Source organism: Methylobacterium crusticola (genome assembly GCF_003574465.1).
Classification (GTDB): Bacteria; Pseudomonadota; Alphaproteobacteria; order Rhizobiales; family Beijerinckiaceae; genus Methylobacterium; species Methylobacterium crusticola.
Map to the genome: position 1 here is coordinate 1 of NZ_QOWC01000228.1, position 12,367 is coordinate 12,367.

A 12,367-nucleotide genomic window follows, 5' to 3' on the forward strand; every position below is an offset into this window, starting at 1 on the left:
GCCGCGCCGCGGCCGCGCCGGCGCCGTGCGCGTCCGGGGTGACGACGCCGCGCAGCGGCGGGCGCGCGCAGACCTCCGCGACGCTGCCGCCGGCGCACAGCATGCCGAGCCGGGCCGCCCCGAGGGCGGCGCCGAGCTCGCCGCCCTCGGGGCAGGCGAGCTCCAGCCCGAGGGTGTCGGCGAGGAGCCGGTTCCAGAACGGCGTGCGCGAGCCGCCGCCGACGAGAACGCAGCGCCGGGGCGCCGCGCCGGCCTCCGCCAGCACGTCGAGGCAATCCGCCATCGCGAAGGCGACGCCCTCGAGCACGGCGTAGACCAGGGCCTCGAGCCCGTGCTCGGCCCGCAGGCCGGTGAACGAGGCGGTGAGGCCGGGGTCGTTGTGGGGCGTGCGCTCGCCCGTGAGGTAGGGCACGAAGACCGGCGCGTGGGCGCGCCGCCCGGGGTCGGCCGCGAAGGCGTCGGCCCGGGCCACGAGGGCGCCGATCTGCCCCGATTCCCCCGCGATCCCGGCGAGCCAGGACAGGGAGGCGGCGGCCGAGAGCGCCACCGCCATCCCGTGCCAGCGCTCCGGCAGGGCGTGGCAGAAGGCGTGCAGGGTGCGCTCGGGCAGCGAGACCATGCGGTCGGTGGTGACGAACAGCACCCCGGAGGTGCCGAGGGACAGGAAGCCGTCGCCGGCCTGCGTCGCCCCGATCCCCACCGCCGAGCAGGCGTTGTCGCCGCCGCCCCCGGCGATCGGGATTCGCTCGGCCCCGAGGCCCCAGGCGGCCGCGAGGTCGGCCGACAGGTGGGCCGAGACCTCCGACCCCTCGACGAGGTCCGGCATCTGGGACCGGGTGAGGCCGCAGGCGGAGAGGAGCGTGTCGTCGAAGCGGCGCGCCGCGACGTCGAGCCAGAGCGTCCCGGCCGAGTCCGACATCTCCGAGACGAACGCCCCCGAGAGCCGCCAGCGGACGTAGTCCTTCGGGAGCAGCACCTTGGCGACCTGCGCGAAGACCTCCGGCTCGTGCCGGGCGACCCAGAGGAGCTTGGGCGCCGTGAAGCCCGGCATCGGCACGTTCGCCGACCGGGCGGTGAAGTCCGGCACGCGGGCGAGGAGTTCCGCGCACTCCGCCCCGCAGCGGCCGTCGTTCCACAGGATCGCCGGGCGCAGGACCGCGCCGCGCCCCGAGAGCAGCGTGGCGCTGTGCTGCTGGCCCGAGAGGCCGATCGCCCGCACGGCCCCGAGCCCGCCCGGGGCCGCCGCCCGGGCCGCCGCCACCGCGGCGAGCGTCGCCCGCCACCAGGCCTCCGGCTCCTGCTCCGACCAGAGCGGGCGCGGGCGCGCGGTCGCCACCGGCGCGCTGCCCTGGGCGAGGCAGGCCTGGCGCTCGTCCAGGAGCACGGCCTTCACCGAGGAGGTGCCGATGTCGATGCCGAGGAAGCGGGCGGGTCGGGTCATGGGCGGGGCTCGATGGTTCGCCGGGCGGTCGGGGCCGCCCTCAGAGCGCGCGCCCGGCGTGGTCGAACAGGTAGATCTGCTCCGGCGCGACCCGCAGCGGCAGGTCGTCGCCGGCCGCCACCCGCGGCCGGCCCGGGGTCAGGATCGACAGGGCCTCGCCCTCCGCCGGGCGGGCGTAGATCTGGGTCGCGCCGCCGAGGTTCTCGGTCATCTCCGCCCGCAGGCGCAGGGTCGGGGCCTGGCCGTCGAGGCTGAGGTGCTCGGGCCGCAGGCCCACCGTGACGCTGTCCCCGACCTGCGCGCCCCCGCGGCGGGCCTCGGCGACGAGCTGCCCGCCGACGAAGCTCGGATGCGACAGGGTCAGGCGGCGCTCGCTCGCCCCGGTCACGGTCGCGGGCAGGAAGTTCATGCGCGGCGAGCCGATGAAGCCGGCCACGAAGGTGTTCACCGGCGCGTCGTAGAGCGCGGAGGGCGTGCCCACCTGCTCGACGCGGCCGGCCCGCAGCACCACGATGCGGTCGGCGAGGGTCATGGCCTCGATCTGGTCGTGGGTGACGTACACCATGGTCACCCCGAGCTTCTGGTGCAGCCGGGCGATCTCGATGCGCATCTGGGTGCGCAGCTCGGCGTCGAGGTTCGAGAGCGGCTCGTCGAACAGGAAGAGCTTGGGGTGGCGCACGATGGCCCGCCCGATGGCGACGCGCTGGCGCTGGCCGCCCGAGAGCTGGCGCGGCTTGCGCTGGAGCAGCGGGCCGATCTGGAGGATGCCGGCCGCCTCCTCGACGCGCCGGCGGATCGCGTCGGCCGGCATCTTCGCCATGCGCAGCCCGAAGGCCATGTTCTCGAACACGCTCATGTGGGGGTAGAGCGCGTAGGACTGGAACACCATGGCGACCTGGCGGGCGGCCGGCTCGACGTGGGTGACCTCGCGCCCGTCGAGGGCGAGCGACCCCGCGGTGATCTCCTCGAGGCCGGCGATCATGCGCAGCAGGGTCGACTTCCCGCAGCCCGACGGGCCGACGAAGACGATGAACTCGCCCTTCTCGGCGCGGAAGCCGACCCCGTCGATCACCGTGTGGTCGCCGTAGCGTTTGACGATGCCGTCGAGGGTGAGGAAGGACATCTCAGGCGGCTCCGTGCGGGTCGGGGGAGGGCGCCGCCGCGGGAGCGGGGACGTCCGGGGCGGCGTGCGGCGCCCAGGGGCCGGCCTCCGCCGCCAGCGCCTCGCGCTCGACGGCGTTGCGGGCCTCGAACAGGGCGAGGTAGGTGCGGTAGGCCCGCTCGTGCGCCCGCGCCCAGGCGGGATCGCGCGCGAGCACCCGCTGGGCCGGCGCCATGGCGTCGAGGGCGCCGAGGAGGTCGGGGCTGAGGCCCGCGGCTGTCGCCGCCACCATGGCGGTGCCGAGCAGGACCGGCTCGTCCGCCTCGCCGAGCACGAGGTCGCAGCCCAGGGCGTCGCGGTAGAGCCGCACGAGGAGGGGGTTGCGCCGGTGCCCCCCCGCCAGCGCCACCGTGTCGATGGCGTAGCCGTGGCGGTTCAGGTGCTCGCGGATGTGCCGGGTCTGCAGGGCGAGGCCGCGCGCGGCGGCGTAGTAGGCCTCCAGGAACGCCCGCTCGCTCGTCTCCTCGCCGATCCCCGTGAGGAGGGCGCGCACCCGCCCGTCGCCGAGGGGGGCGCGGTTGCCGAGCCAGTCCGGCACGACGTGGCGCCGCGCCCCGAAGGCCGGTCCCTCGGCGTCGAGGCGCGCGAGCACGGCGGCGGCGGCGGCGGCGTGGCGCTCCGCGCCCGGGGGGCCGGGGCTCGCCGGGTGGTGCGCCAGCACGGCGTCGAGGGCCGCGCCCGAGAGGCTCTGCCCGGCCTCGTGCATCCAGAGGCCGGGGAACACCGCGTCCTTGAACGGCCCCCAGACCCCCGGGACGTGGCGCTTGTCCGCCGTGAAGGGCATGAACGAGGTCGAGGTGCCGGCGATCATCGGCAGCACCCGGTTCATGCGCCCGCGAAAATCCCGGCCCAGCACCCCGAGCGCCCCGGCCTCCGCGTCGATGAGCCCGACCGCGACCGGCAGGCCCGCCCGCAGCCCGCAGCGCTCCGCCACGGACGGCGCCAGGGGGCCGTGGACCTCGCCGACATGGGCCGGCCGGGCCGCGAGGCGGCCCAGGGCCGTGAGGTCCTCGAGGCCGAGGGCGGCGAGGAGGTCGCGGCACCAGGGCTCGGGCTCGTGGGGCAGGTAGGGCCACTTGCAGGCGAGGCCGCAGACCGAGTGGCGGTCGATCCCGGTCGCCCGGAAGGCGAGCTCGTCGCAGAGGTCGCGGGCCGCCGCGAGGCGGGCCCAGGCCTGCGGCCGGTGGCGCTTCAGCCACAGGAGCTTCGGCAGGTTCGATTCCGGCGACAGGGCGCCCCCGACATGGTCGAGGAAGCGGTGGCCGGTGCGGTCCACCGCCAGGGCCTCCGCCTCGGCGCGGTGGTCCATCCAGCACAGCACGTCGCCGCCGCCCTCGAGGGGCGGATCGCCCGCGGCGGTGAGCGCGAGCGAGGAGGTGGCGTCGAAGGCGAGCCCCGCGACGCGGGCGCCCGCGCCGGGCTCCGCCCGGAGGCAGTCCCGCACCGCCCCGATCACGGCCTCCCAGATCTCGGCCATCCGGTAGACCGCGTGGTGCTCGGCCGGGCGCAGCAGCCGGAACGGCGCCTGGCGCGCCGCGAGGCCGTGCCCGTCCGCCGTGAACAGGCCCGCCCGGGCCGACAGGGTGCCGACGTCGACGGCGAGGAGCAGCGGGGCGCTCACCCGTCCGCGCTCCCGCGCGGACCGGTGCTCCCGCGCGGACCAGTGCTCCCGCGCGGACCAGTGCTCCCGCGCGGACCAGCGCTCCCGCGCGCATCTGTGCTCCCGCGCGGAGCCTCGCTCGAGCCCGGGTCGCTCCCGCCCGGGGCCTCGACCGCCTCGGCCAGGATCGCGGCCGCCACCCCCTCGTCGGTGACCAGCCGGTTGACGTAGCCGGCGCGCAGGATGGCCGCGATGATGGCCGCCTTGTGCAGGCCGCCGGCGGCCAGGATCGAGCAGGGCACCGCGCGCAGGTCCGCGGGCGGCAGGGCCATCGCGCGGGCGTTGAGGGGATGGTCGACGGGCTGCCCGCGGCCGTCGAGGTAGACCCCCAGCAGGTCCCCGACGGCGCCCGCCGCCAGGAGGGCGTCCCGGTTCTCCGACACGGTCTGGGTGCGGGCGAGGAGCGAGCGGTCCGACAGGTCGCCGGCCGCCACCAGGGCGACGTCCGCCCGGCGCGCCCGCCGCATCGCCTCGGCGAGGCCGGAATGGGTCAGGAGCGCGAGGCGGCTCTCGCGCGACGGGCAGTAGATCGGCGCCGCGATGTAGTAGCACTCGGCCCCGAGGGCCCGGGCGAACTCCGTCGAGACCTCGAAGGTGTTGGTGCCCGAGCCCCGGGTGAGCCCGCCCATCAGGGCCGCCACCCAGGCGCCCGGCAGGCGCCGCGGGCCGATCCGCCGCGCCGCGGCCGAGAGGGTGCTGCCCCAGCCGACGCCGAGCCCGCGCCCGTCGGCGAGCAGGGGATCGAGCAGCGCGCCGGCCGCCTCGCCGATGACCCGCTGCTGCTCGCCCGGGCCCTCGAGCGTCGGCACCACGACGGCCGCGGCGAGGCGGAAGCGCGCCTTGAGCCGCTCCTCCAGCTCCACGCAACGGGCCAGCGGCAGCCGCAGCTCGATCTGCACCGAGCCGTCGGCGCGGGTCTGGCCGACGATGCGGTTCACCCTGAGCCGGGTGATGCCGAGCCGGTCGGCGATCTCCTGCTGCTTGAGGCCGGCGATGAAGTAGTACCACGCCACCCGGGCGCGGACGTGCTCGCCCTCGTGGTCGGGCTCGCTCTCGGCCGGAGCCGCCCTCACGCGCAGGCCTCCCGCAGCAGGGCCGCCGAGCGGCGCACCCCGTCGAGCACGGAGGCGTCGTCCTGCTCGAAGGGGTAGAAGACCTCGAGGAAGACCGGGGCGGCCGCGAGCCCGTGCCGGCGCTGGAGCGCGATGGCGGCGCCGGGATCGACCCGCCCGGGCCGGGTGAAGTCCCAGTGGCGGTCGAGCCGGAAGTCGGTCTGCTGGATGTGGACCATGCCGACCCGGTCCCCGAGCCCGGAGAACCACGGCTCCATCCCGGCCCCGGCGCCGTAGAGCGGCTCGCAGGTGCCGTGGCCCCAGTCGAGGCAGTAGCGCCAGGGCAGGGCCGCGCCCGCGACGTCCCCGGCCATGCGGGCGGCCTGCGCCACCGTCCAGGGCCATTCCCGGCGCAGCGGCGTCGGCTCGACGTAGAGCTCGGTCAGGCCTGCGGCGGCGCCCGCCTCGGCGAGGCGGTGCATCCGGGCGATCAGGTCGCGGTAATCGGCCTGCGGGATGGCGTCGGCCTCCTGCCCGTCGGGCCGGGACGCGATCGCCCCGAGGGGGCCGCCGACCCGGGGGATGCCGGCCTGCCCGGCGAACCGGTAGGCGCGCGCGAGCCACGCCTCCGCGACGTCGCGCACCCGCGGGTCGGGGTGGAGGAGCTGGTTGAAGCTGTAATGCGCGAGACCCACGAAGGCGCTGTGCAGGGTGAGCCCGTGGCGCGCCGCCTCGACCCGGATCTCCCGGGCGACCCCGTCGAGGAGCGCGTCCGGCCAGGCCGGGTCGACGAGGTCGAAGGTGAGCTGCACCAGGGAGAGGCCGATCTCCTCGCGCACGAGCCGCGCCCACAGGGCGGGCGTGGCCCAGCGCTTGACGCAGAAGGACAGGTTCACGCCGAGCGGCACGGGGGGCGCGCTCACTTCGTCGCCCCCATGGTGAGGCCCCGGACCATGTGGCGGGAGACCGCGAGGGCAAACAGCGTCACCGGCAGCACGATGACGGTGCCGGTCGCCATGATCTTGCCCCAGGGCAGCTCGTAGCCGGACATGAAGCTCGTGGCGACGACGGGCGCGGTCTGCACCTGGCGCCGGGTCAGGACCAGGGCGTAGAGCAGCTCGTTCCACGAGAAGATGAAGCTGAAGATCGCCGAGACCGCGATCCCGGGCAGCCCGAGCGGCAGGTAGATCCGCCGGAAGATCGTGAACTGGTCGGCGCCCTCGAGGCGCGCCGCCTGCTCGAGGTCGCGCGGGATCGAGCGGAACTGGTCGGTGCAGATCCAGATCACGATCGGCAGGTTGAAGGTGAGGTAGATCAGGATCAGGACGAGGTGGGTGTCGAGCAGGTTGGCCTGCAGCGCCAGCAGGTAGACCGGCAGGGCGAGCACGATCGGGCTGATCATCCGGTTCGAGATGAACCAGAACCAGAGGTCCTTCTTGGCCCGGAACTCGAAGCGGGCGAGCGCGTAGGCGGCCGGGGTGCCGAGGCAGACCGCCAGCGCCGTGGTGGACACCACGATCACGAGGGAGTTCAGGATCGCGCCCGAGACCTTCTGGTCCGCGAAGATGTCGGCGTAGTGCGCGAGGGTCGGCCTGAAGAGCCAGACCGGGGGCGAGGCGAGCAGGTCGGCCTGGTCCTTCAGGCTCGACGACACCATCCAGTAGAACGGGAACAGGGTGAAGCCGAGGGTCAGGACGAGCCCGAGCCCGTGCAGCAGGCGGGAGGCGCGCCCGGTCATGTGTCGATCTCCCGATAGAGCAGCCGGATGTAGAGCCGGCTCAGGATCACCGTGACGACGAGGAGCAGGATCGCCTGCGCGGAGGCGGTGCCCATGTCGAAGACCCGGAAGCCGACGCGCTGGATGTAGATGGAGATCAGGTCGGTCGCCGCGCCGGGTCCGCCCCGGGTCATGACGAAGACCATGTCGAACAGCTTCAGGATGTCGGCCGAGCGCAGGATCAGCACGGCGGTGAGCCCCGGCAGCAGGTAGGGCAGCTGGACGTGGCGCAGGAGCGCGAGCTTCGAGGGCGTCTCGAGCCGCGCCGCCTCCTCGATCTCCACCGGCACCATCGACAGGCCGGCAAGGAAGATCAGCGCGCAGAACGGCGTCCACTGCCAGACGTCCATGACCGCGATGGCCGCGAACGCCCCGGCCGAGGAGCCGAGCCAGTCGAGGCTCCCGATCCCGACGAGCCCGAGGAGCTGGTTGGCCACCCCGAAGTCACGGTTGAAGATCAGCCGCCCGATCAGCCCGACCACCGCGAAGGTGGTGGCGAGCGGCACCACCAGGGAGACGCGGGCGAGCGCCCGCAGGAAGGACAGCCCCGGCTGGTGCAGCATCAGCGCGATCGCGATGCCGAGCGCCAGCTCCGCCGGCATCACCGCGAGGAAGAACCTGGCCGTGAGGAGGAGCGAGTCCCAGTACGAGCGGTCGCCGAGCACGCTCAGGTAGTTCTCGAAGCCCACGAACGGGAAGCCGTCCCGCGGGCGGGCGAGGTTGTAGCGCCGGAACGAGGTCACGAGCGCGAACAGCGTCGGGTAGATGCCGATCGCCAGGAGCGTCGCGACCGCGGGCGCCAGGAACCACAGCGGCGTGAGGCGGCCGTAGCCGGGGTTCAGCCGCGCGGGGGCGGGATCCCGGGGGGGCGCGGGCGCCGCCGCGGCGGCCCCGCCGTCGGTCGGGGGCGGGGTCATTCGAGGTTCGTGTGGTTGGCGCGCATCGCCTCGGGGGCGATGCCGAGGCGGTCGCGCAGGCGCACGACCAGGATCTCGAACAGCACGAACAGGGCGCCCTCGTAGAGTGAGCCCATGGGCAGGATCGAGGGCGCGGCCCCCCGGTCGTCCGCCATGGTCTGGGCCGGCACGACGAGGACGTGGTCGGCGCGCGCCGCCGCCGCGCCCCCGGGCTGCGCCGTGACCACCAGCACCGCGGCGCCCGCCGCCCGGGCGGTCTCGCAGAGGGCCAGCACCGTGGAGAAGCTGCCCGGCCCGGCCGACACCACCAGGAGGTCGCCGGGCCCGACGGGCGGCGCCGTCATGTCGCCGACGACGCTCGCCTGGCGGCCGAGGTGGAACAGCCGCATGGCGAGGCCCCGCACCTGGAGGCCCTCGCGCCCGACGCCGTAGAGGGCGATGCGCCGCGCCCGCGCCAGGGCCGCGACGGCGTCCTCGACCGCCGCGTCGTCGAGGCGGTCGAGGACGCCCGCGAGCTCGGCCAGCGCCTGCCGGTAGGGGTTCTGCACGGACGGGTCCTCCCTCGAGGCCGGGCCCTGAGGCCCGCCCCGGTCGACACGGGCCGCGGCTCCCCGCGCCGCCTTCTCCGCCCGCGCGCCGGAGGGCGCGGGGGAGAGGCGGCGCGTCGGGCCGCTACTGCAGCAGGGGCTTCTTGCCGTCGTAGTAGCCCTCCTTGGCGAGGATGCCCTCCATCCGCGTGCCGATCTCCCGGGCGCCGGCCGCCGGCGTGGTCTCGCCGAGCATCATCTTCGTGCCCCACTCGGCGATCACCTCGGAGATCGCCGGCCAGGCCGGGAAGCGCGGGCGGTACTGCGGCACGCCCTTCTGCCAGGAGGCGACCATCGGCTCGACGAACTTGTAGGTCGCCTTGATGTCGGGCTGCCGGTAGATCGCCGTCCGGCCCGAGACGCCGCCGGCCTCGACGTAGGGGCGCGCGATCGCCTCGGAGGTCGCCCACTGGATGAAGAGCCAGGCGGCCTTCCGCTCGGGCTCGGAGGCCTGCGAGGCGACCGCGAGGGAGAACCCGCCGAGGGCCGGCAGGCGGCCCGCCGTCCCCTCCGGCTCGGGCGCGACCGCCAGGCAGTCGCCGAGCTTCGAGGTCTTCGGGTCGGCGAGCGTGCCGTAGAAGGCCGACCACTCGGTGATCATCGCGACCTGGCCCTGCGCCAGCGCGTTCACCGCCTCGTTGTGGTCGAAGCTGACGATGCCCGGGGGCATGAACGGCATCAGGTCCTGGCGGAACTTCAGCCCGGCCTGGCTCTCGGGGCTCTGGAGGTTCGACCGGAAGCGCGCGTCGAGGAGCGAGCCGCCGAAGGGCCAGAGCACCCGCATGAAGCTGTCGGCCGACTGGGTCTCGCCGCGGCGCGATTGCAGCGCGAAGGCGTATTGCCGCTTGTCCGCCCGGGTGAGCTTCGGGGCGTAGTCCTTCAGCAGCGCGTCCCAGGTGGCCGGCGGCTTGTCGAAGCCTGCCTCCCGAAGGGTGCAGGCGTTGTAGAACAGGAGGCCCGAGTAGTTGTCGAACGGCAGGCCGTAGACCTTGCCGCCCCAGGACCCGAACGCGTCGAGGAGAAGCGGGAAGAAGCCTCCGAGGTTCAGGTCCGGGTCGGTGATCGCGGGGTTGCCCTTGAGGCCGTCGATCGGCTCGATCCAGCCGTTCTCCGCGAACTCGCCGATCCAGACGAGGTCGACCAGCGCCACCGTGAGGTCGCCCCGCGAGGTGAAGTTCAGGACCTGCTTCTCGCGGGCGTTCTCGTAGGGGACGATCTCGTAGTTGACCTTGATGCCGGTCTTCCGCTCGAAGTCCGGCAGGAGCTTGATCAGGGCGCGGTAGCCCGGCCGGTCGAGGAAGGTGGTGGTGACGGCCGTGCCCTTGAGGGGAGCGGCCGCACTCTCGAGCCAGTCGGCGGCCCGGGCCGCGCCGGCGCACAGGCCGGCTCCCGCCAGGACGGCGAGGGCCGCGGCGGTGCCGTGGTAGCGTTTCCTCATGGATCCCTCTTTACAAGGCGTTGGGGTAGATCAGGGTCTTGACGACTCCGGGAGTGTTCTGGGCGTGGCGCCCGAAGGCGGCCGCGGCCTCGTCGAGCCCGACCCGGTGGCTGACGAGGGCGGCGACGTCGACCTTGCCCTGCGCCACGAGGGCGATGGCCCGCGGGTAGACCTCGCCCATGCGGCGGGCGAACTTGATCTTGAGGCCGCGCCGCCGCGCCTCGGCGGCCGGCAGGGTGTAGACGTCGCCGTCCGGGATGCCGACGAGGACGGCCCGGCCCCCGATCTTGGCCGCCCGGACCGCATCGCGAAACCCCTCCGGGGCGTTGGTGGCCTCGATCACGAGCGGGCAGCCCTCGCCCCGGGTCCAGGCGCGCACGTCCTCGACCGAGGCGCCGACGGCCGCGGCCCCGAGCTCCCGCGCGAGGTCCTGGCGGTGGCCCTGGGGGTCGACCGCCAGGACCTCGCCGGCGCCCGCGACCTTGAGCACCTGGAGGATCAGGAGGCCGATCGGGCCGCAGCCGATCAGGGCGACGCGCTCGCACAGCCGGGGCTTGGCGAGGTCGACCGCGTGGATCGCGACGCCGAGGGGCTCCAGCATCACCCCGTCGAGGGGGCTGAAGCCGTCGGGCAGCGGCACGACCTGGCTCTTCGGGACCCAGATCTGCTCGGTCATGGCGCCGTCGAAGGGCGGCGCGCCGATGAACTCGACGTTCGGGCACAGGTTCGGGTGCCCGCGCTCGCAGAACTCGCAATGCCCGCAGGCCTTGTTGGGATCGACCGCCACCAGGGCGCCCTGCGCGAGCCCGAGCTCGGGCTCGTCGCAGGTCAGCCGGCCGCAGAACTCGTGGCCCGGCACGAAGGGCGCCGCGATGGTCGCCGCGCCGATGCCGCCGTCCTTGTAGTAGTGCAGGTCGGAGCCGCAGAGCCCCACCGCCGCGACGTCGAGGAGCGTCTCCCCGGGGCGCCCCTCGCGCAGGGAGTAGGGGGCGAGGCGGGCGTCGTAGGGCCCGTGCAGGTAGAGGGCGTGATGCATGTGCCGTTCACCGGCCCGTCGCTGGCGTCGTGTCGTTCCTACAGGTGTATTTTCTCACATGCAAGTGTATGGGTGGCCGGAGGCCCAGCGCCAGCGAGGAACGCGCGCAATGACGACGACCCTGCCGGAGGCCGCGGCCGCGGCGCGCCACGCCCTCGCCCTCGCGGTGGCCCGCGAGGCCGGCGAGCGCGCGCTCGCCTACTTCGCGGCCAGGGATTCGCTCGTGGTCGAGCGCAAGAGCGGCGCGCAGGACCTGGTCTCGCAGGCCGACCGGGAGGTCGAGGGGCTGATCCGGGAGGCGGTGGCGCGGGCGTTCCCGGACGACGCCGTCCTGGGCGAGGAGGCGGGCCTGAGCGCCGGGAATTCGGGCTACGTCTGGGTGGTCGACCCGATCGACGGCACGAGCCCCTTCCTCAACGGCCAGCCGAACTGGTGCGTGTCCGTCGCCGTGCGGGGGCGGACGGGCATCGAGTCGGGGGTGGTCCACGCGCCGGTCCTGCGGGAGACCTACGCGGCGGCGCGCGGCGCGGGCGCGACCCTGAACGGCCGGGCGCTGCGCATCGATCCCGCCACGGTCCTGACCTCGGCCAATATCGGCTTCGGGGCCACCGCGAAAACCCCTCCGGCGGAGGCCGCCGCCTTCGTGGAGCGCCTCTGCCGCGAGGGCGGCGTGCTGTTCCGCAACGGGTCGGGCGCGCTGATGCTGGCCTACGTGGCGGCGGGCCGCCTCGCCGGCTACTACGATCCCGGCCTCAACTCCTGGGACTGCTACGCCGGCCTGCTCCTCGTGCGGGAGGCCGGCGGCGTCGCCGAGTTCGACGGCGCCGACGACATACTCGCCGGCGGGGCGCTCCGCGCCGGCACCCGGGCCGTCGTGGAGGACCTGCGCCGGCTGAGCGCCGGGGCCTCGCCGGGGGGCTGAAGGCGCGCGGGAGCCCGCGCCCCGGGCCTCCCCGGGGGCGGCCGGGCCCGGATCCGGCCCGGCTTGACCGCAGGGTGCGGCGTCCGCATACCTGCGCCAGCTACCGGAGTAGGGCATGGCCACCAGCCTGAGGCAGGTCCCGGACCGCGCGACGCATGAGCGGGGCGGGCGGCGTGGGGACCCCGGGCCCGGCGCGGCCGGCCCGCGCCGCGGGGCGATCGACCGTCATCCCGTTGCCCGTGCCCGTCCCGCAGAGTGAGCCGCGGCGGCCGACGGCGGACGAGCCTGTCGACGCCTGCGGCGCGGCCGGAGCGCGCCCGGACCGTCCCGTCGCCGCCGCGGTGATCGGGGCTCGGCGGGCCGTCCCGGCCCGCG

Annotated in this window: 11 protein-coding genes; 1 reads left to right on the top strand and 10 read right to left on the bottom strand. The window is 75.0% G+C overall.

The window, feature by feature from the left end:
* The 10 genes from xylB to DT057_RS31240 all read right to left on the bottom strand — a co-directional run.
* On the bottom strand, window positions 1-1,441 hold a 1,441-nt coding region (gene xylB, locus DT057_RS31195), incomplete at its 3' end, for a xylulokinase (protein ID WP_128565942.1).
* A 40-nt stretch (window positions 1,442-1,481) separates the two neighbouring features.
* The gene (locus tag DT057_RS31200) at window positions 1,482-2,564 is read right to left on the bottom strand and encodes an ABC transporter ATP-binding protein (protein ID WP_128565943.1); all 1,083 of its coding nucleotides are present in this window, start codon (window positions 2,562-2,564) and stop codon (window positions 1,482-1,484) included.
* Between the two features lies 1 nt (window position 2,565).
* Window positions 2,566-4,224: an FGGY-family carbohydrate kinase gene (locus DT057_RS31205; protein WP_128565944.1), complete on the bottom strand. Its 1,659-nt coding sequence runs from the start codon at window positions 4,222-4,224 to the stop codon at window positions 2,566-2,568.
* Window positions 4,221-5,336, bottom strand: coding sequence for a sugar-binding domain-containing protein (locus tag DT057_RS31210; RefSeq protein WP_128565945.1), 1,116 nt, complete (start codon window positions 5,334-5,336; stop codon window positions 4,221-4,223). The genes DT057_RS31205 and DT057_RS31210 overlap by 4 nt, the downstream gene beginning before the upstream one ends.
* Window positions 5,333-6,238 carry a sugar phosphate isomerase/epimerase family protein gene (locus DT057_RS31215; protein ID WP_238313186.1) on the bottom strand — a complete coding sequence of 302 codons (906 nt, stop codon included), beginning with the start codon at window positions 6,236-6,238 and terminating at the stop codon, window positions 5,333-5,335. Before DT057_RS31215 ends, DT057_RS31210 begins: the two co-directional genes overlap by 4 nt.
* Window positions 6,235-7,053: a carbohydrate ABC transporter permease gene (locus DT057_RS31220; protein WP_128565946.1), complete on the bottom strand. Its 819-nt coding sequence runs from the start codon at window positions 7,051-7,053 to the stop codon at window positions 6,235-6,237. Before DT057_RS31220 ends, DT057_RS31215 begins: the two co-directional genes overlap by 4 nt.
* Window positions 7,050-8,009, bottom strand: coding sequence for a carbohydrate ABC transporter permease (locus DT057_RS31225; protein WP_128565947.1), 960 nt, complete (start codon window positions 8,007-8,009; stop codon window positions 7,050-7,052). Before DT057_RS31225 ends, DT057_RS31220 begins: the two co-directional genes overlap by 4 nt.
* Window positions 8,006-8,557, bottom strand: a complete 552-nt coding sequence (locus DT057_RS31230; protein ID WP_128565948.1) for an SIS domain-containing protein — start codon at window positions 8,555-8,557, stop codon at window positions 8,006-8,008. The genes DT057_RS31225 and DT057_RS31230 overlap by 4 nt, the downstream gene beginning before the upstream one ends.
* Before the next feature lie 124 nt (window positions 8,558-8,681).
* Window positions 8,682-10,034, bottom strand: a complete 1,353-nt coding sequence (locus tag DT057_RS31235) for an ABC transporter substrate-binding protein (RefSeq protein ID WP_128565949.1) — start codon at window positions 10,032-10,034, stop codon at window positions 8,682-8,684.
* Window positions 10,035-10,044: 10 nt separating this feature from the next.
* Window positions 10,045-11,070 carry a zinc-dependent alcohol dehydrogenase gene (locus tag DT057_RS31240; RefSeq protein ID WP_128565950.1) on the bottom strand — a complete coding sequence of 342 codons (1,026 nt, stop codon included), beginning with the start codon at window positions 11,068-11,070 and terminating at the stop codon, window positions 10,045-10,047.
* Between the two features lie 109 nt (window positions 11,071-11,179).
* Here DT057_RS31240 and DT057_RS31245 point away from each other — a divergent pair, with 109 nt between their 5' ends.
* Window positions 11,180-11,992: an inositol monophosphatase family protein gene (locus DT057_RS31245; protein ID WP_128565951.1), complete on the top strand. Its 813-nt coding sequence runs from the start codon at window positions 11,180-11,182 to the stop codon at window positions 11,990-11,992.
* Window positions 11,993-12,367: the final 375 nt, after the last annotated feature.